15 protein-coding genes, 1 tRNA gene and 1 pseudogene are annotated in these 21,141 nt (G+C 35.0%); 14 read left to right on the forward strand and 3 right to left on the reverse strand.

What is annotated here, in order from left to right:
• Positions 1-174: 174 nt before the first annotated feature.
• Positions 175-2,655 (forward strand): DNA internalization-related competence protein ComEC/Rec2, encoded by a 2,481-nt coding sequence (locus QVA17_RS03965; RefSeq protein WP_287386596.1) that lies wholly within the window; start codon positions 175-177, stop codon positions 2,653-2,655.
• Between the two features lie 64 nt (positions 2,656-2,719).
• Positions 2,720-3,697: a DNA polymerase III subunit delta gene (gene holA / locus QVA17_RS03970; RefSeq protein WP_287386598.1), complete on the forward strand. Its 978-nt coding sequence runs from the start codon at positions 2,720-2,722 to the stop codon at positions 3,695-3,697.
• A 195-nt stretch (positions 3,698-3,892) separates the two neighbouring features.
• Here the strand turns inward: holA and rpsT are convergent, their stop codons facing one another.
• Together rpsT and QVA17_RS03980 are read right to left on the reverse strand one after the other, a co-directional pair.
• A complete protein-coding gene (rpsT, locus tag QVA17_RS03975) occupies positions 3,893-4,171 on the reverse strand; it encodes a 30S ribosomal protein S20 (protein ID WP_034245369.1) in 279 nt (92 codons plus the stop codon).
• A 129-nt stretch (positions 4,172-4,300) separates the two neighbouring features.
• Positions 4,301-5,206 (reverse strand): DUF5688 family protein, encoded by a 906-nt coding sequence (locus tag QVA17_RS03980; RefSeq protein ID WP_287386601.1) that lies wholly within the window; start codon positions 5,204-5,206, stop codon positions 4,301-4,303.
• Positions 5,207-5,392: 186 nt separating this feature from the next.
• Here QVA17_RS03980 and QVA17_RS03985 point away from each other — a divergent pair.
• The 5 genes from QVA17_RS03985 (at position 5,393) to QVA17_RS04005 (ending at position 9,787) form a co-directional block, all read left to right on the forward strand.
• Positions 5,393-5,466 (forward strand) — tRNA-Arg (locus tag QVA17_RS03985).
• A 30-nt stretch (positions 5,467-5,496) separates the two neighbouring features.
• Positions 5,497-6,201, forward strand: coding sequence for a pseudouridine synthase (locus QVA17_RS03990; RefSeq protein ID WP_287386603.1), 705 nt, complete (start codon positions 5,497-5,499; stop codon positions 6,199-6,201).
• Between the two features lie 44 nt (positions 6,202-6,245).
• On the forward strand, positions 6,246-8,231 hold the full coding sequence (ligA, locus tag QVA17_RS03995) for an NAD-dependent DNA ligase LigA (RefSeq protein WP_287386605.1): 1,986 nt from the start codon (positions 6,246-6,248) through the stop codon (positions 8,229-8,231).
• Between the two features lie 81 nt (positions 8,232-8,312).
• A complete protein-coding gene (metA, locus tag QVA17_RS04000; RefSeq protein ID WP_287386607.1) occupies positions 8,313-9,230 on the forward strand; it encodes a homoserine O-acetyltransferase MetA in 918 nt (305 codons plus the stop codon).
• 170 nt (positions 9,231-9,400) lie between these two features.
• Positions 9,401-9,787, forward strand: coding sequence for a hypothetical protein (locus QVA17_RS04005; RefSeq protein ID WP_287386609.1), 387 nt, complete (start codon positions 9,401-9,403; stop codon positions 9,785-9,787).
• A 216-nt stretch (positions 9,788-10,003) separates the two neighbouring features.
• On the opposite strand, the pseudogene QVA17_RS04010 reads toward QVA17_RS04005, so the two are convergent.
• A pseudogene (locus QVA17_RS04010) lies at positions 10,004-11,420 on the reverse strand (IS3 family transposase).
• A gap of 470 nt (positions 11,421-11,890) precedes the next feature.
• Here QVA17_RS04010 and QVA17_RS04015 point away from each other — a divergent pair.
• From QVA17_RS04015 to QVA17_RS04045, 7 genes are all read left to right on the forward strand, one after another.
• On the forward strand, positions 11,891-12,577 hold the full coding sequence (locus QVA17_RS04015; protein ID WP_287386611.1) for a hypothetical protein: 687 nt from the start codon (positions 11,891-11,893) through the stop codon (positions 12,575-12,577).
• 9 nt (positions 12,578-12,586) lie between these two features.
• The gene (locus QVA17_RS04020; protein WP_287386613.1) at positions 12,587-13,789 is read left to right on the forward strand and encodes an iron-containing alcohol dehydrogenase family protein; all 1,203 of its coding nucleotides are present in this window, start codon (positions 12,587-12,589) and stop codon (positions 13,787-13,789) included.
• A gap of 81 nt (positions 13,790-13,870) precedes the next feature.
• Positions 13,871-15,343, forward strand: a complete 1,473-nt coding sequence (locus QVA17_RS04025; protein WP_287386615.1) for a C69 family dipeptidase — start codon at positions 13,871-13,873, stop codon at positions 15,341-15,343.
• A gap of 169 nt (positions 15,344-15,512) precedes the next feature.
• Complete coding sequence (locus QVA17_RS04030; protein WP_287386616.1) at positions 15,513-17,237, forward strand: methyl-accepting chemotaxis protein; 1,725 nt, start codon at positions 15,513-15,515, stop codon at positions 17,235-17,237.
• Between the two features lie 227 nt (positions 17,238-17,464).
• Complete coding sequence (locus QVA17_RS04035; RefSeq protein ID WP_287386618.1) at positions 17,465-17,779, forward strand: hypothetical protein; 315 nt, start codon at positions 17,465-17,467, stop codon at positions 17,777-17,779.
• Positions 17,780-17,905: 126 nt separating this feature from the next.
• Entirely contained in the window at positions 17,906-19,717 is a 1,812-nt protein-coding gene (locus QVA17_RS04040; protein WP_287386620.1) for a Na/Pi cotransporter family protein, read from the forward strand.
• Between the two features lie 382 nt (positions 19,718-20,099).
• Positions 20,100-20,909 (forward strand): histidinol-phosphatase HisJ family protein, encoded by an 810-nt coding sequence (locus tag QVA17_RS04045; RefSeq protein WP_287386621.1) that lies wholly within the window; start codon positions 20,100-20,102, stop codon positions 20,907-20,909.
• Positions 20,910-21,141 lie beyond the last annotated feature (232 nt).

The following is a 21,141-nucleotide window of genomic DNA, read 5'->3' on the forward strand; positions in this document are numbered from 1 at the left end:
AAGCTTTAAGCGGGGGTATAAAGCTTACTAGTGTCAGAAGGGGTTAAAGCCCCTTCTGACAGGTGGCACAAAGTGCCACTGCGTTCATGAGGAAGTAGCGAAGCGGATTCCGAATGTCCGCTTTACTCTTAGATTTAAAAAAAGATTATAGTTTGAGAGTATATAGGAAAGATTATGGAAAGACCAATTTTTATTGCAGCTATTTTTGCATTAATAACTGCATTTACATCTATATTTCTAGGGCAGGAATTGACTATTTTTGTCCTAATTGCAGGACTTCTTATACTTCTAGCTTTAAGGGAGTATAAGAAAGTCTCTTATCTATATTTAATAATTCTATTAATAATTCCCATTGTAAGTATTAGGTCGTATTTTTACAAAAACCAAGCTAAGTTAATTTCTAATCTAGAAGTTAAGGAGGAGCTTAATGCAAATGTATCAGGTTACGTAACTTGTATCACCAAGACGGAAAACGGAATAAGCTTTAGGCTTATGAATGCAAGGGTTGAGGTGGATAAAGATGTTTACAATGCTGATGATTATGGTAGCGAAAAGACTGCTTCTGAAAAGACTGCTTCTGGAAAAACTGTTTCTGAGAAGTTTTCAATTCTAGTTTATGCAGAGGCTAATACAGACCTTTTAGAGGGAGATTATATTGAGGCTAGTGGTAAATTAAAGAGGCTAAATACTAGTAGAAATGAAGGAAATTATAATCAAGAAGAATATTATAAATCCCTTGGAATAAGGGCATCTTTTACAATTTTAGATTTGAAAAAAATAGACAAATCTAAAACAGGAATTTACCCAGAACTTTTTAGACTAAAGGGGAATTTAATTGGAGTTTACGATAAAATTTTTACAAAAGACAAAGCAGCCATTGTAAAGGCCATGACCCTTGGAGTAAGAACAGATTTAACAGAACAACAAAAGCTAGACTTTAAGGATAGTGGAATAGCTCACCTACTTTCAATTTCAGCCCTTCATGTATCCTTACTTGGCCTTACAATTTATAAACTACTAAAGAGAAAACTAGATTATTTAGTTGCGGCCATTATAGCTGTATTTATTATGCTATCTTATCTAATAATTACTAATAATGGTATTAGCTGTAGAAGAGCGGTAATTATGTTAATCGCTTATTGTATTGCAGATAATCTAGCTAGGTCTAATGACTTAATTACAACTATTTCTTTAAGCCTGATAATATTAATAGTAGATGATCCTTACGTTATAACTAATACGGGATTTTTACTATCCTTTTTATCCATGGCAGCAATCGCCTTTATTTATCCAATAGTTATAAATGATGAGAAAATCCTTATGCTTTTTAAAAGAGAAGAATTGAATAAAAAGGATATGAAACAAAAGATAAAAAGAAAGCTTAGTGAAGCCTTTTGCCTTAGTCTATCTATTCAAATCGCTACACTTCCTGTGATTATTCTAATGAATTATGAAGTTGCTTTACTTTCTGTACTACTTAATTTAATTGTAATTCCCCTATTTAGCCTTCTTATGGTAAGTGCTTTTCTTTCTGGAATCATAGGACTTTTTAATATATTTTTATCCCTACTTTTTGCAGGAAGTTCAAATTACATATTAGATTTTTATAGCTTACTTATGAAGATTAGCACAAGCTTTAAGGGCTCCATAATTTTAACGGGGGCTCCAAGAAGAGAATTTGTAATTGCTTATTATCTAATCCTTTTGGTAATTATAATTTTGGCTAAACTACTAAGAGATGAGATTCTATTTAAATATGTCTCTTTCTTTCAAAAAACTCTATTTGGCGCATACATTTTCCTAATAATAATTGGGCTTAATCTTCACTACAAGGAGCTGTCAGGCCTTAATATTGTTAGCCTTGATGTGGGGCAGGGGGATTGCCAGCTAGTTAGCTTAGAGGGAAAGAATTTCCTAATTGATGGTGGTAGTACTGATATTAAAAATGTTGGAGAGTATCGCATATATCCTAGCCTTAAATATAGAGGAATTAAAAGTCTTGAGGCCATAACGGTTAGCCACTTTGATTCAGATCACGTAAATGGTTTAATTGAACTTCTTGAAAAGGCAGATAGACTTGAAATAAAGAAAATCGTTATTCCGGATGTAGAAAAGCTGGAGGAGAACGAAAATTATCTAAAAATGATAAAACTAGCAAAGGAGCGAGGTATTAAGCTGGAATATATTAAGGCTGGGGATGTCTTATATTTTCAAAAGAATAAGGGCTTTAAAATTACATGCCTGCATCCCATTAAAAACTTTAATTATGAGGATGCTAATGATTATTCTACATCCTTTTTAATAAATTACGGGGACTTTAAGGCTTTAACTATTGGTGATGCAACTGCTTTAGCTGAAAAAGCTATAATGGATAATGCTATGGCTTTTGGAGTAGATATTAGTAATATCAACCTTTTAAAGGTGGGGCATCACGGCTCAAAGACAAGCTCAAGTAAGGAATTTATTGATTTTACAAAGCCAAGTTTTAGTATAATTTCTTGTGGCATTAAGAATAGATATCATCATCCAAATGAGGAAACCTTAGATAAATTAAATGCTATAAATTCTAAAATTTATATTACAAGTAAGATTGGCGAAATTATTATAAATACTAAGAATTCCGGGAAATTAACTATAAGGGGATACTTAGATTAGTTTTGATTCTTGCCCTAATACATGGTATAGTTGAAGGGATTAATGGATAATTAGGAGTGACTAAATGAAAGAAATTGCTAAGGATATAAAATCTGGGGAATTTAAAAAGGCCTATTTAATATATGGCGAGGAGACCTATTTAATAAAGCAATATAAGGAAAAGTTAAAGCAGGCTTTAGTAGGAGACGACACAATGAATTACGTCTATTATGAGGGCGAATCCATTGATGTGGACGATTTAATTTCTAGTTGCGATACAATGCCATTCTTTAGTGATAGAAAGACGATTATTGTTGAGAATAGCGGCTTTTTTAAGAAGTCTAATGATAAACTTGCAAATTATATTAAAGAATTGCCAGACTATCTTGTTTTGATATTTGTTGAAAAAGAAATAGATAAGAGAAATAAGCTATATAAGGCTGTGCAGTCCATTGGCTACGTTTCAGAGATGAGCTTTCAGACAAGTGCGGTTTTGAAAAAATGGATCGTTACCGTACTTGGAGCAAATCAGATTAAGATTACTTCTGAGGCTTGTGATGAGATTATCTTTAGAACTGGTTCTAACATGGAATTAATTAAGATGGAGCTTGATAAGCTAGAAGGTTATGTGGCGGATAGTAAAGAGGTTACAATTAATGAGGTTAGAGAAATTGTTTCAAGCCAGACAGAGAGTCACATCTTTGAAATGATTGAGGCTCTTGCTAATCACAATCAAAAAAGAGCCCTTAGCCTTTACTATGAATTGTTAATGCTTAAGGAAGCGCCATTAAAGATTTTATTTTTAATTGTTCGTCAGTTTAATGGAATATTACAGACTAAGGAATTAACTAATAGACATCTTTCAAATAAAGAGATAGCATCAGCCCTAAAGCTTCCGCCTTTCGTTATTGGAAAGTATCAAAGCCAGGCTAAAAACTTTAGTCTAGAGGAAATCAAGGATGCCCTTGAATTCTTTGCTGAAATTGACGAGAGCGCAAAGCAGGGTAGAATCTCAGATAGAATGGGTGTTGAGCTTGCAATTGTAAAGTATTCATCAAAGTAGAATTAAATCTAAAGGATTAAATTAAATAAAGCCAAATTATTAGGGCAGTGCATTAATAGCGTATACCTTAATAATTTGGCTCTTTTAGATTAAAATGTTGGCTTTTTAGATTATTAGACTTAAATAGACTTAAAAAACCTCGTTGTGAGTGGGCTCCAACGAGGTTTTCATTAATCATATTATTAATCAAGTCTATTAAGCTAATGTGTTAACAGCCTTTGTAATACGAGATACTTTTCTAGCAGCTGTATTCTTGTGGAAAATTCCCTTTGAAGTAGCCTTAGAAATCTCGCTAATAGCAACAGTAAGAGCAGCTTCAGCAGCAGCCTTGTCACCAGCAGCAACAGCAGCTTCTACCTTCTTAATATAAGTCTTAACCTTAGACTTAATAGCCTTATTTCTCTCAGCTCTAACCTGACTTGTAATTACTCTCTTCTTAGCAGATTTAATGTTAGCCAATCCGTACACCTCCATTTAATAAAAATTATAATTTAGAATTTAAACTGTTTCGCATTAAAGCCGGACACGGACGATCTAATGTAAACATACTCATATATATTAAAGTAGATTGAGAGGAATGTCAATATAAAATGGGAAAAAGATTTATTTAGTAAGTATTTTATCGTCGAAGTCGTAAATATAGACATTGTCTGAGAGTATCTCAGTTTGAGCAAGTTCAGATTGATTAACTGTATTAATTAGGAAATTAAGATCATCTTTTTTGATATTATCAGTTTTTCTTAGGATTAAAACCTCGTGAATTGAGGATGGAATAATGTAGAGATCACTATCAAGTTTTGTAGCGATTTTTTCAAGAACCCCAGGATAGAAGATACATGAGGCACCATTTACTTTATTTTCATTAGTAAGAATTAGTAAGTCGTCATCATCAAGCCTTACCTCGTCTAGCTCCATAAGCTCCATGTGCTTCTTTTCATAAACGGTCTTAAATAGGGAGTAGCAGTTTGGCTTTAAAAATGTTGGCGCATTAATAATGGCATCTGCAAAAAGCGTGTCTGTATCAATATTCCAGAACTTAAGGTGGGAATTCTTAATTAGTACAGAAGCGCTCTGCTTATCATCCTTGTCAATGACGCAAAGAAATACAAGGGCAAGGTCTAACCTTCTGATATGAGGGATGTTTTCTAAAGTCTCCTTATTTCTTTCGTAATTAATAAGCTTAATGGCAAGGTGTTCCTTAACAAAATTGTAATCCGTATATCTATCGGCTTCTTTGGCAAATTCTGGAACCTTGGCATTAGCGTAAGTTTCATTAATCTTCTTAGTAATAGCATCAAGGCTTAAACCGCTTTTATATTCTTCGTATAGGGGATTTAGATAGATGGTTGGGGATACAACCTGGCCGGGACTAATAATTACAAGGCCGTCAAGCTTTAGATTGTTGTTTTTAGTTACCTGATTGATGTTAATCTTCACATCTTCATCAAACTGTGTCTGTAGATTCTCCTTAATAGACTGGGTGAAATCTTCGTAGTTTAATAATTTCATAGAGTTTCTCCTTTTTCTTATCTTTTTGTAAAAATGAAATGTGGTAAGAACTTTACCAATGATTATAGAAATGAATTTTGAAAATTCTTATGTAGTATATACTAAAGTTTTCATATTGGCAAGTAGAAAATAAATGAAAAAATTTGATAGAAGCGCAAGAATATAGTAATATTAAATAGTATGTCGACACATGTAGCTCAGCTGGATAGAGCGTTTGCCTCCGGAGCGAAAGGTCGCGGGTTCGAATCCCGTCATGTGTATTTTGCATTTGCAAATAGAAAGGAATCAAGATGGAGCGAATTAATAAATATTTAAGTGCCATTGGAGTATGTTCAAGACGTGAAGCAGACAGATTAGTTGAGGCTGGAAGGATTTTAGTAAACGGCGAACGTGCTAGCCTTGGAACTAAAGTTAGCGATGAAGATGAGATTAAAATAGATGGAAAACTTGTGGCAAGTAAAAATACAGAAGATGTATTAATTGCCTTTAATAAACCTGTTGGCCTACTTTGCACCACAGCAAGGGACCAGGGAGATAATATAGTAGATTTTATAAATTATAAGACACGAATTTATCCTGTGGGTCGACTAGATAAGGAGTCATGCGGCCTTATTTTACTAACTAATAATGGTGAGATGATGGATAAGCTACTTCGTTCTTCTAATCATCATGAGAAAGAGTATATTGTCAGTGTTGATGGTAAGGTGGATGATGCATTTTTAAAGAAAATGCGCTCCGGTATCTACTTAGAAGAACTAGATAGAACTACAAATAAATGTAAGGTGGAGAAGGTGGATGAGCACACTTTCACAATAATTCTTACTCAGGGCCTAAACAGACAGATTCGAAGAATGTGCAAGGCCTGCAATAGAAAGGTTACAAGCCTTAAAAGACTTAGAATCCTTAATATTAATCTAGGAGATTTAAAGACTGGAGAGTATAGGGAGATTACAGGTAAAGAAAAGGAAACTCTTTATAAGATTTTAGATGATTAGTTGACTTTTGATTTGTAAAAATGCGACATAAGGGAGAAAATATAATGGATAAATTAGATAGAATTAAAGAATTAGTTGAGATATTAAATAAGGCGGGGGAAGCCTACTATTCAAAGGGTACAGAGATAATGTCAAATTTTGAATACGACGCCCTTTATGATGAGTTGGTGGCCCTTGAAAAGGAAACTGGTCATGTGCTTTCAAATAGCCCAACAATTAATGTAGGTTTCGAGACACTTTCAGAACTTCCAAAAGAGCGTCACGAGTCTCCAATGCTTAGTTTGGATAAGACTAAGTCAAGAGAAGCTCTTAGAGACTGGCTTGGTGATAATCTAGGTGTCCTTTCTTGGAAACTTGATGGCCTTACTATCGTTTTAACTTACGAGAATGGTGAGCTTAGCAAGGCAGTAACTCGTGGAAACGGTGAGATTGGCGAAATCATTACTAATAATGCTAAGGTTTTTAAAAATATACCTCTAAATATTCCTTACAAGGGAAAGCTAGTGCTTCGTGGTGAGGCAATTATTTCTTACTCAGATTTTGAAAGAATCAACGAGCAGATTCCTGAGGCAGATGCTAAATATAAGAACCCAAGAAATCTATGTTCAGGTTCAGTAAGACAGCTAAATAACAAGATTACAAAGGAAAGAAACGTGCAGTTTAGAGCCTTTAACTTAGTTTCTGCCAATGATGTAGATTTTCAAAATTCTAGAAAATGCCAGTTTGAATGGTTAAAGAGTCTTGGCTTTGACGTGGTGGAATACAAGATGGTTACAAAGGAAACTATACTTGATAGCATCCAGTGGTTTGCAGATACTATTAAGACAAATGATTTCCCATCGGATGGTCTTGTTATTCTTTATGATGATATTGCCTATGGAAATTCTCTTGGTAGAACAGCGAAGTTCCCTAGAAATTCCATGGCTTTTAAGTGGTCTGATGAGACTGCAAAGACAAATTTACGTGAGATTGAGTGGAGTGCTTCAAGAACAGGTCTACTAAACCCTGTTGCAATTTTTGATACAGTAGAACTTGAAGGTACTAATGTTTCTAGAGCAAGTGTTCATAATATTAGTGTTATGGAGAGTTTAGAACTTGGTATTGGAGATGAGATTGAAGTCTTTAAGGCTAATATGATTATTCCTCAGATTGCTAAGAATCTTACAAGAAGTTCTAAGCTTGAGATTCCAAGTAAGTGCCCGGTATGTGGTGGGGAGACTAAGATCAAATCAATTAATGAGGTTAAGTCTTTATATTGCATGAATCCTGATTGTCAGGCAAAGCATGTAGGTAGATTTACACATTTTGTAAGCCGTGATGCCATGAATATTGATGGCTTATCTGAGGCTACTCTTGAGAAGTTTATTGGAAGAGGCTTTATTCATGATTTTGTAGACTTATACCATCTTGAAAGACATGCAGATGAGATTATTACTATGGAAGGTTTTGGTCAAAAGTCATATAATAATCTAATAGAAGCCGTGAACAATTCAAGAAAGACAAATTTAGTTAGAGTAATCTATGGACTTGGTATTGATAACATTGGTTTATCAAATGCTAAGATGATGGTTAAATCCTTAAAGGGCGAGAATAACAAGGAGACTATTGAAAACATTTTAAATGCTACAGTAAAGAGATTAACTGACATTGACGGTGTTGGGGAAATCATTGCAGCTTCTTTAGTGGACTTCTTTAAGGAGGAGAAGAATTTAGACCTATTTAATCGCTTATTAGCTGAGTTAGAATTAGAAGAGATGCAGGAAACTCAGACTTCAAATATTCTAGAGGGCAAGGTGCTAGTAGTAACTGGTACTGTTAACATTTTCCCTAATAGAAATGCAGTCAAGGATCTTGTAGAGTCTCTAGGTGGCAAGGTTACAGGCTCTGTTACTTCAAAGACAAATTATTTAATTAATAACGATTCTAAGTCTCAGTCAGCTAAAAATAAAACAGCAGCTAAGCTAGGAATTCCAGTTATTACTGAGGAGGAATTCATTAAGCTTATTGGAAGAGAGGACCTTCTTTCATAAGGAAGTAGCGAAGCGGATTCCGAATGTCCGCTTTACAATGTGCAGCTTAGTTACTAGAAGTTAGTTTAGGAGGAAAATATTATGCCAGTAAAAATCGCTAACGACCTGCCTGCAAGGTTAGAATTAGAGGAAGAAAATATATTCGTCATGGACGAGGATAGAGCCCTATCTCAGGATTTCAGAGCTCTTGAAATTTTGATTCTTAATCTTATGCCAATTAAGCAAGATACAGAATTACAGCTACTTCGTTCTATGTCTAATACACCACTTCAGTTAGATGTCACATTTTTACAATTAGAAAGTCATGTGTCAAAGAATACATCGGCTTCGCATTTACGTAAATTCTATCAGACATTTTCTGAAATCAAAAACCGCAACTTTGATGGAATGATTATTACAGGGGCACCAGTGGAAAAGCTTGAATTTGACGAGGTTAACTACTGGGAAGAGCTTACTGAAATTATGGAATGGTCAAAAAAGCATGTAACTTCAACCCTTCATATTTGTTGGGGCGCACAGGCCGGACTTTACTACCACTTTGGAGTTGGTAAGGTGGAATTTGAAAATAAGTTATCAGGTATTTATAAGCACAAGGTAATGAACCGTAAAGAGCCTTTGGTGCGCGGCTTTGATGACATTTTCATGGCACCACATTCAAGATATACAGAAGCCTCAAGACAAGATATCCTTAAAAATAAAGAATTGATGGTACTTGCAGACTCAGAAGAAGCTGGAATCTATATCGTTATGACAGAAGATGGCAAGCAGATTTTTATTATGGGCCATCCAGAATATGATAGATACACTCTAGATCAGGAATATAAAAGAGATTTGGAAAAAGGCATAGATCCTGCCCTTCCGGTAAATTACTATCCTGATGATGACTGCAATAGAAAGCCAATCCTATCTTGGAGGAGTCACGCAAATAACCTTTACACAAATTGGTTAAATTATTATGTATACCAGCAGACACCATATGAGCTAGATAAATTGTCATAAAAAGACATTTTCTAAAAAAATAAATTTGGAAAGTCCCATGAAATCTAGCTTCGACTCTTCTATACTAATAATATTATTAACAGTCCAACTATTTTCTGTTAAAATAACTTCTTGTGCGACAAAATCGCTTATAAGTATGAAATGATATAGAAATAGAAGGAGAGACGGTTATGAGTGAATCACCAGTTAGAAAAAGATTAGGTTCTAGACTAGAATATTTGGGATTTGACCTTGTAAAGTACGAGAATGGTAACAAGTACATTCAGGTTAAATGTAAAAGATGTGGTGAAATCTACGATGACGAAGTTAATGTAATTATTAACAAAGGACGTGTCTGTACAAATTGCGGTTCTTTAAAGAAAAAGTCAGAAATGACAGACGAATGGGACAAGAACCTTTATTTTAATGTTATAAGAAACACAAAGGGCAAGGTTAAGGTAAAGAAAGTGTTAAACAATGGCCTTTTCAAAGCTCAGTGTACAAATTGCAATAAAATTTGGGAATCATCAGTAAAGGAAATCGCAAATTTCCAGGCATGCCCAAATTGTGCATACTAAAATAAGCCGTGAGGCATTATATGAAAAAATAGGTGGAGCAAAGCTCCACCATTTTTTTACCCAATTTTCTAAACATAAGATACGAAAACTTCCGTCGTAAGTCATAAGCCATCCGGCAGCACCCTCTCAAAAAAAGGAAAAACCAGTGGGGCACCTGAGGTGACCCCCAAAAGTTAGACTTTTTAAGCGTAGCAGTTTTTGGCTGCTACGCTGTTTTTATGCAGCCAAGAGGCTAAGCCTGTATTGAACAGGACTCATCCATCCTAGTTTCTCTTTAATTCTTTGTTCATTATAATACTTTATATATCGCTCGATTTCTGATTTTAATTCTTCATAACTGTAATAAACAACACCATAATAGATTTCTTGTTTTAGTAGCCCAAAGAAGTTTTCCATAACTGAGTTATCGTGGCAATTTCCTTTTCTGGACATGCTTTGGAAGATTCGTTCTTCCTTTAATCTGTAAGAGTATGCCTTCATCTGGTAAGCCCAGCCTTGATCAGAATGAAAGGTTCTTCTATAAGGGCAGTCTGAAGTAATTTCAATAGCCTTGTCCAATGCGTCCATTACATTCTTAGCTGAAGGAGTCTTGTCAATTCCGTAACTTAGTATTTCACCATTACACATATCCATAAATGGATCCAGATATAGTTTATGCATGTTCATATGACCTTTTTCATCAACTTCATAATACTTGAATTCAGTTGTATCCGTTGTAATCTTTTGATGTGGTATATTTGTATTAAAACGTCTACGTATTCTGTTAGGTGCGACAGTTCCAACCTTACCTTTATAAGAACTATACTTACGGCTTTTTCGAGTGAATGAAGTGACCTGTAAATCAAGTTTTTGCATAATTCTTTGTACTTTCTTTTTGTTGATACAGTATCCCTGATTTTTAAGCTCTCCTAACATTCGGCGATAACCATAATCCTTATTAACCTTTCGAATCTCCAACATCTTTTCTTCAATTTCTTTGTCTGGATTTTCTCTATCAAATCTTTTTTGCCAATACATGTATGTTGCTTTAGGCATTCCGGTATAAGAGAGAAGGTCTTTTAGTCTGAATTCTCCTCGGAGGCTGTTGATGACGAGCGCCGTTCTCTCATTTTTGCCTCGTCCTCTAAACGCAGCCTCCTCAGTTCTTTTAAAAAAGCATTTTCGATTCTTAACTTAAGAAGCTCATCTTCCAATTCTTTTACATGCTCAGCACTGGTATCAATTGTTTTTTCTTCTACTTCTTGAGATTTATTATTTATCTTAGATTTGTCCAATGTTTTCTTCCGCCCCTTTTTGTGTGGTCTCAAAGCATCAGGACCAGAAATGCGAAAGCGATTAACCCAGTTTGTAATCATACTTGGATTAGTAATTCCTTCTTGCAGAGCTAAATCCTGATACGAGATTTCACTTGATAAGTATAACTCTACAACAAAAAGTTTCTTTTCAAAAGAGTATTTTTCTTTTTTTGAGATCTCTTTAATCCTTCATCTCCGAATTTTTTGTATGTATTTATCCAAAACCATAACTGGCTTCGATTAATACCATACTTTCGAGCGAGAGAATCCCCACCAATTCTTCCACTAAGATATTCAGAAACTAATTGTTTTTTAAATTCAAAACTATATTTAGCCATAAAAATATCGACCTCCCAATCGTTAGATTTTTAGGTCTAACTTTTGGGGGTCGGTACAACCGCCACACCGTTTTTCCATTCTTATTATCCAAACATTGCATAATTTTTACACCTCCCGGCATCTAAACTCTCTCACTCTCCACAGTAGCCAACCGCTAGTGCATCTCGCCGTAGTGGGGCGAGGGGGAGTAAGCTAGGGTCGTAAGCCTGAAGCTCACTGACTTTTTGAAGACAATTCTAACCGCGTCAGTAGTTAGGCTTTCCGAGCCCGTAGGGCAATGGAAAGCCTTATCTACTGCTACGCGGTTAGCTTAGCGGGAGCGTGTCCTTCAAAAAGTTATGTGAGCGCCAGGCGTACCCCCGGGTCACTCCCCCTTACCTCACCCCCCTTGCCTCACACCCTTAAATTTGTTAAAATATACACATAGGGTGATAAAATTTAATATCGATATACGTTTGGAGGAGTTATTATGGAGATTAGAGATTCTAAACCAATTTCTAAGAGCAATAAGACTTTCATGCTTTTACTAATTGCTGCAGTGGTGCTTTTTGCAACATTTGCTATGGCTTATTTTAAAACCACATGTGTTGGAATTTCTGAAGAGGAGACAGAATCAAAGATACAGGTGGCAGCAGATGAGGGAACTATTTATAGTCCAGATAATGAGACTAGTATAGACGCTCTAGATTTAGACAGCATTGATGGAATCTATATTGCTGGCTACAACGACTTTGAAATCTTAACAAATTCAGGCTATACAAAGCTAAACTTAATCGATGAATCTTTTATTGTTGATGCGGAATGCGAAAGAATTGTAAATTTACTTGCGCTAGCGGCTATTAAACTTGATAAAAATCAAGAGGGCTATTATTATAATATTCAGCCGGCAATTACAGATTTATATGGAGGTTCAAAGGAAGTTGAGCTAAAGGAGATAACAGAGTTTTACAATTATTCCCCAAGTGAGATTTTAGCTAGTGAGGTAATAATTGATAAGACTAATTTATCTGTGTCAGATGCTTTAGTTCAAACTAGTAACGATTTACTTCCAGATGGTTGTAGGCTAGAACAAAAGGCTGGAGGAGTGTTGGTTCTTACAATTCCGCAATATCAGGAGAGAATTACATTTCGAAAGGTCAATATAAAGATTGATTAGGGAGACATTATGGCAACTTATTATATGCCTGTAAAGGTTTTTGAAGAGACAGATGTAGTTAGAAAAAAAGCGGGAGAAATAGCTAAACTTGGTAGCAAAGCATTAATTGTTACAGGTAAGCATTCAGCTAAGGCTAATGGTAGCTTAGATGATGTAATAGCGGCACTTGATGAATATAATATTTCTTATATACATTTTAATAAGATAGAAGAAAATCCACTAGTTGAGACCGTTATGGAGGCAGTGGATTTTGCAAAGAATGAAAATGTAGACTTTGTGGTGGCTATTGGCGGCGGCTCACCTCTTGATGCAGCAAAGGCAATTGCACTTATGTTAAAGCATCCAGAGGAGGATTCCTCATATTTATTTAGAGCAGGCGGCGACGATAGTCACCTACCTTTATGCCTAATTCCTACAACTTGTGGAACAGGCTCAGAGGTTACAGGAGTTTCGGTGCTTACAAGAAATGATATTAAGACAAAGCAGTCAATTAGCTTTAAGATCTTTGGTGACATCGCTTTACTTGATGGAAAATATTTAGAAAGTCTTAGCCCAAAGGTTCTTAAAAACACTGCAATGGATGCCTTTTGTCATTTAGTGGAGAGCTATGTAAACAACAATGCAACTATTTATTCTAGAATTGTATGTCTTGATGGTCTTAGTTCTTTTAAAAATGTATTGCCAGTAGTTAAGGGTGAGAAAAAGCCTGAACTTAGCGATTATTTTAACTTGCTTCGTACATCTACATATGCAGGTATGGCAATCGCTCAAACTGGTACTGCAATTCCACACGGTCTTAGCTATGCATTTACTTATAATTTAGGCGTGGAGCATGGTAGAGCTTGTGGATATTTTCTTGCGGGCTATTTAAAGATAGCTTGTAAAAAATGGACATGTCTTTCACAGGAGTTATCTGATTATTTCAAAACAAATTTGAACAATAAATTTAGCACAGTAGGCGAAGCTGAGGTTAATTTTATCCTCAACACTGCAGGAATTGCCTCTGTTGAAGAGTTTGAAAAACTATATGCACTAGTATGTGAAAAAGTAGAAGTGGAAGAGGCTAAGCTAAATAAAGAGCTAGATAATACAGTTAATGATTTATTTAATAATAAGGCTAAGCTTTCAGTGGCACCTTTTACAATTACAAAGGAAGAATTAACTGAAATAGCTTATGATATTTCAAGAAAGAATAAAGATTGCATAAAATAAATCATTAGCAAGCTAGACGAGAGCTAAAGTAAGGCATATAATTTAAGCGAAACACATTACTAGGCTTGGAAGGAGAATAAAATGGCTTGTACAACAATTTTAGTAGGTAAGAACGCATCTTATGATGGTTCTACTTTAATGGCTCGTAATGAAGACTCACCATCTGGTGAATTTACAGCCAAGAAATTTATATCAGTAAATAAGGGAAAGCAGCCTAGATCTTATAGATCAGTGCTTTCAAAGTTTAAGATTAAATTACCAGCAAACCCTCTTAGATACACAGCAATGCCTAATGCAATTGACAATGAAGGTATCTGGGGCGAGGCAGGTATTAACGAATTAAATGTGGCTATGTCAGAAACAGAGACAATCACTAGTAATCCAAGAGTTCTTGGTGCTGATCCACTTGTAAAGGACGGTTTTGGCGAAGAGGATATGCTTACAATCGTGCTTCCATACATTAAGTCAGCAAGAGAGGGCGTGCTTCGTTTCGCATCCCTTCTTGAGGAATATGGTACTTATGAGATGAATGGTGTGGGCTTTCAGGATAAAGACGAAGTTTGGTGGCTTGAGACTATTGGCGGTCATCACTGGATTGCAAAGAGAGTTCCAGATGATGCCTACGTGGTTATGCCAAACCAGCAGGGTATTGATTTCTTTGACTTTGTAGATGCATTTTCAAAGAAGGAAAATCACATGTGCTCTAAGGATATGCTTGATTTCATTAAGGATAATCATCTAGACCTTGGCATGCATGATGAAGGTTATAAGATTGAAGAGGATAAGGCTTTTGATATTAGAGCAGCTCTTGGTTCTCATGATGATTCAGACCACACTTATAACACACCTAGAGCTTGGTTTATGGCTCGTTACTTAAATCCTACAACTTACACATGGGATGGTGAGGGTGCAGATTACACACCTGAGTCTGATGATATTCCATGGAGCTTTGTTCCTGAAAAGAAGATTACAATTGAGGATGTAAAGTACGTCTTATCTTCATATTATCAGGGAACACCATATAATCCATATGGCAAGACTGGTGACCTTACTAATAAGGGTAAGTATAGACCAATCGGTATTAGCAGAAACAATTTCCTTGCTATTACTCAGCTTCGTCCATATATGCCAAAGGAATTTATGGCACTAGAGTGGATTTCAGTGGGTTCTAATGCTTTTAATGTTTCAGCACCTTTCTATGCAAATGTTAATAGAACACCAGATTATCTAGCTAACACAACTGCTAGAGTTTCAACAGATAATTACTATTGGTCATCTAGACTTATTGGCGCAATGGCTGATGCTCACTACAATACAACAGCTATTCACATTGAGCGCTACCAGAATAAGGTACACTCTAAGGGCCACGAGATGATTAATGCCTTCGATAAGGAATTATTATCTAAGGATTTTGCAAATGTATCTAGAAAGCTTGCTAACTGCAATGATGCTATTGCAGAGATGCTTAAAAAAGAGACAGATGATGCCCTTGATAAGGTGCTTTATACAGCAAGTTGCGGTATGAAGAATTCTTTTGCTAGATCTGATGCATAAGTCAAATAATAATTTTTAACTCAGTCGGGGTACAACCTCCAATTCTTTTATAAGTTATTTTAGTTGTTAAATTTACTGTTATAGCATTGCGAATATATGCATAATGTGGTATTATTACTTTAACAATATCGTGTATAACTGAATATTAGGAATTGGAGGTTTTTTGCATATGAACTTTAAAGATTCAATGGCTGGAAAACTTAAGAAGATGAAGGTGGCTGATAAGTTTAAATACATTTTCAAAAATCTTTACATCTATCTTGGTTTACCGATTATAATACTTCTTATTACAACGTTTTATTCTTTAGGTAGTACCTATACTATGTATAATAAGTATTATAAGCAAGACAATCTTCAGGGCGAGTTAAGAATTGACATTCAGGCTTATTTAAAGAATGCCTGGTGGGCACTTTCTGATCGAACCGAAGAAGACCTAAATAGTCATTTAGATGGCTGTGAGGAAAAAATATCAGAGTTAGACACATTTTTATCTGACCTAGAAGATGTTTATGATAATGATGAAAATATTGAAGCTGTAAGAAAGGATATTAAGACCTTAGGCACTTTAACTAGTGAACTTACTGCACTTTTTGCTGAAGGAGAGCTTACAACAACGGGAATGTCTAATGAGGCAGACATTTACAAGTTTATAAATGAAGATGTAAATTCTGCAGTAAAGACTATGGCATCAGATTTAAAGACTATTTCTTCTGATAGTTTTGACACAGCTTGGAAGGCTTTTAGAACATCTTTGATTGCAACAATTGTCTTACTTGTAGTTTCTGTTTTATTTATTGTGATAGCAGTTATATTTGTTAATATGTCAAGTAAGGTCCTTAATGATAGCATTTTGTCTCCGTCTATGGAGATTTCAAAGGCGGCTAAGGATATGGCAGATGGATATATTAACATTGATATTCAATGTGATTCCGAGGATGAGCTTGGAGCCATGGCAAGAGACTTAGAGAAGGCTACAGAGGTTATTAAGTCAATTACTGAGGATATTATTAGAACTGCCGATAAGATGGCAGGGGGCGACTTTAGAAGTGGTAGCTCAAATCCAGAGCTTTATATTGCAGATTACAAGGCTATTAACGCAGCCTTTATAGATATTTCTAATAAGCTTTCTAGTACTTTGAAAAATGTAAAAGAGGCCAGTGCTAGCGTATCAGACGGTGCAGCAAATCTTCAGGATGTATCTGTTAACTTATCGGAAGGTACTTCAAGCCAGGCAGCAGCTGTAGAAGAGCTTACAGCCTCTGTTGAACTTGTTACAGAACAGACGGAACTTCTTGCAAAGGATGCAGTTGAATCTATGAAGTCAGCAAGCATTGTTGTAAAGGATGTAGAGACTGGTACAGAAAAGATGAGTGGCGTTACAAAGGCTATGGAGCGAATTACAATTGCTTCTAGTGAAATTGAGAAGATCACAAGTACTATTGAAAGTATTGCTTCTCAGACAGCCCTTTTATCATTAAATGCTAGTATTGAGGCAGCTCGTGCAGGTGAGGCTGGACGTGGCTTTGCAGTTGTAGCTCAAGAAATTAGTGAACTTGCTAATGAAAGTTCTACAGCAGCAAAGAATACTCACAAGCTTATTGATGATACAATGAATGAAATTAAGACAGGTAATGCAGCGGTTGAGGAGACTACTCTTGCCTTAAAGAAGGTACAGGAGTCTGTATCTGCAGTTGCTGAAATGATGAAGGCTTCTAAGGATAGAGCTAATGCGCAGGCATCAAGCATGAAGGAAATCAACATTGGTATCGAGCAGATTTCTAGTGTTGTAAATGTAAATTCTGCCACAGCTGTACAGGCTAGCCAGGTTTCTGGTGACCTATCAGCTCAGTCACAGGGCTTAAATGCTCTGATTGACGAATTTAATATTCGATAACTTGAGTCTTTTTTATAAAAAGGCGATGCATGGATATAAGTGTAAATAATGGAGATAAACTTAGTCTGTGCGTCGCCTTTTACCTATTTAGAAACATTTTCAATAGACTAATTAGTTAATATAGGCCAAACTAAACACAAAATTTTCATCATAAGAAATCTTTTAGTATAGAAAATAGTTTGATATAATAAATATGTGCTAAAACTATATTTTGGAGAAACAAAGATATGCTAGATGAAAATGAAATTATGCCCTTTAATTTTTTTGCCTATGGTGGAAAATATAGTGGGCAGCATGGAGGCATGCGTTATCTCATTGAAAGAGATGGCGAAAAGCCAGATTTTATCTTAAGAGGTAATGTTTGGCAGGGACCTTATGCCTCATGTAGTGTTCCTAAAGAAAAGATAAGTTCTAAGGAGTTTGACTATAGCGAAGAGGGTCGTCTAGAACTTATAAATTGGTTGAAAGATCAGTACGATGCAAGGTTAGAAGAGTGGGATAGTGCTCCTTCTATACTAGAAACAGAGCCTTATAAACATTAGTTAAAGTTTGATTTATTCTGATTAAATATAATCTTATTTGAATAAAATGCTTGATGTTACTAGTGTTTTTAAGTTATTATTGTTTAGGACTAAGAAAAGAAAGGATTTAGTGTGAAGGAATAAGATATGGAAGTTATTTCTATTGTGCTTTCATTGCTTCTTGGCGTTGCATTATTTTTATATGGAATGTCAGTCATGGGCGATGGCTTAAAGCGTGTGGCGGGTAATAAGTTAGAAACTACCCTTTATAAGTTAACAAATACTCCAATTAAGGGAGTTTTATTAGGCGCTGTTGTAACAGCGGTAATTCAGTCATCATCAGCAACATCAGTTATGGTTGTTGGTTTTGTAAATTCAGGAATGATGAAGGTAGCTCAGGGTATTGGTATTATCATGGGTGCTAATATAGGAACAAGTATTACAGGTTGGATACTTTGTTTGTCATATATCGATGGAGTAAGCGGTATTGCTTCACTTCTTTCAACAGCAACTATTTCAGCTATCGTAGCTATTATAGGCATTATCTTTAAGACATTTGTTAAGAAGAATACTTATAAAAATGTTGGCGATATCATGCTTGGTTTCGCAATCCTTATGGTTGGTATGCAGACAATGAGTTCTGCCGTATCTCCACTTAAATCAAGCCCAGCTTTTGTAAGCTTACTTACAATGTTTAAAAACCCAGCTCTTGGTATTTTAGTTGGTATTGTATTTACTGCTATTTTACAGAGTGCTTCGGCTTCAGTAGGTATCTTACAGGCGCTTTCAGTAACAGGTGGCATTACATTTGCAGCAGCATTCCCAATTACAATGGGTATTGGTGTTGGTGCCGCAGCTCCAGTTTTACTTTCAAGTATTGGAAGTAGCAAGAATGGTAAGAGAGTAGCCCTTGTTTACTTAATTAACGACTTATTTGGTATGATTTTTTGGTCGATTGTTGTTTACTCAATTAATTTTGTAATTGGTGGATTCCCATTTATGGATATGGCTATGAGACCAGTGACAATTGCTATGCTTAATACAATATTTAGAGTAGCAACAGTTGTTATGTTATTCCCATTCATTAAGTACATTGATAAGTTAGTTCATCGTCTTATTAAGGATAATCCAGAAGATGCAGATGATTCGGCTGACTTTGAATTACTTGAAGAAAGATTCTTAGCATACCCTGATTTAGCTATTAATCAGTCACATGAAGCTATTAATGGTATGGCAAGAAAGTCAAGAAAGAATATTTTAAGAGCAGTTGAGCTTATGAACAACTACTCTGATGAAAGATATAAGGTTATTCAGGAAAAGGAAAATGTAATTGATAAATACGAAGATAAGTTAGGTAACTATCTTATGAAGTTAACAGGTACATCTCTTTCTCCTGCACAGACAAAGCAGGTAACTAAGTTCTTACATACTATCGGTGATTTTGAAAGATTAGGTGATCATGCTGTTAACCTTTCAAAGGTAGCCTTAGAACTTCACGAGAAGAAGACAAGCTTTTCTGACTATGCTGAGTATGAAGTTAGTGTATTACGTGCAGCGGTTCTTGAAATCGTTGAAATTACAGAGACAGCCTTTACAAATGACGATGTATTACTTGCAAGAAGAGTAGAGCCTTTAAGAGAACACATTACAATTCTATGTAATGAGTTAAAGACTCGACACATTGTTAGATTAAGTAAGGGTATTTGTACTTATAACCAGGGATTTGCCTTTAACGATTTATTAACTAACATGGAAAGAATTGGTGCTCACTGTTCTAATATAGCAGTTGCTATGATTGAGATCGAAGATTCAGAAATCGCATCTCATAGCTATTTAAAGAGCGTCAAGGAATTAAAGGATGACGAATACATGCTTATCTTTGATGAATACACAAGAAAGTATGATGTTAACAAAAAAGAGAATGACTTAAGAGAAAGAATTGATACAACAAGAGCTTAATTCTTTACACTAAAGTTATAATAACAAATAAAAATTTTTAAAGCCCTTTCTAGAAAGTGAAATTCCTAGAAAGGGCTATTTTACTGCTTGTTTAGTAACTATTCTAAATGTCATACCTACTAAAATTAAAGAAAATTATAAAAATAGGGCAAAAGTACTATTGCAAGTATATATATATTTGCTATAATAAAGTTACATTAAGTAGTGAACAACTTAATATACAGTTTTTAATAGTGATTGCGGCACTATTAATTACAGTGGAAAAAGCACAACCTCCTCCCGGTTGTGCTTTTTTGGCGTTAAAATATCAAACTTATAATTGCCATATGATGTCATAAAGGCTATTATAAAAGTATAAATATAAAGAGAAGGAAAAATTAATATGATAAGTTTTGATAGCCACCTACATACTAGATTTAGCTCAGATTCAGAGGCAGACCCAAGAGCCTATATTAAGTTAGCAAAAGAAAAGGGCATGAAGGGCATTTGCTTTACAGATCACAATGACTATGACTTTCCACTTGAGGATGGAAAAGTGGTTTTTGATTTGGATTTTAAGGCATATTTAGACTATATGCTAAAGCTTAAGGAGGAGTTTAGAGGTTCCTTTGATATAAGAGTTGGAGTTGAGCAGGGACTTATGAAATCAGTGGCTAGCCGTGTGGATTCATATGATCCTGAGAATAAGCTAGATTTTATTATTGGCTCATCTCATTTGGTGGAAGGAGAAGATCCTTACTATCCAAGTTACTGGGAAGGCAGGGCAGTAAAGGATACTATTATAAAGTATTATGAGAGTATTATGGAAAATATAAAAACTTGCCACAACTTCGATATTTACGGTCATTTAGACTATATAATTCGATATGCCCCAGAAAAGGATGTAAATTATAACTGGAAAGATTATTATGACTATTTTTGTGAGATTTTAAAGTCATTAATTTATCAGGGTAAGGGAATTGAGGTTAATACAGCGGGCCTTAAATATGGTCTTAAAAATCCTAATCCTGATATTAATATAGTGAAATTGTATAAAGAACTAGGAGGTGAGATAATTACCGTAGGTTCTGATTCTCATAGTGTTGATTATTTAGGATATGAATTTGATCGAGTTTATAATATGCTAAAAGAATTAGGATTTAAATATTATTCCGTTTTTAAGGATAGAAAAGCGGAATTTTATGAAATTTAGTAAGATGATTATTTTTGTTGTAGTTTGAGTTTTTAGAAGGTTAAAAAATTGGCATTGGGCAAAATTTCCTATATGTTTTTAACAAAAAGAAACTAATAACCTTATTTTAGTACTCTAAAATATGTATAAAGCATACTGTATACAAGGGTTTTTTAGCAATTTAAACAAGGTTTAAATTAAATATTAGTTGTTTGTTGCTAAATTTTTAGAATTGTGAAAATTAAAACGACAA

This window comes from Lachnospira sp., from assembly GCF_016290755.1.
GTDB classification, from domain to species: Bacteria; Bacillota; Clostridia; order Lachnospirales; family Lachnospiraceae; genus Lachnospira; species Lachnospira multipara.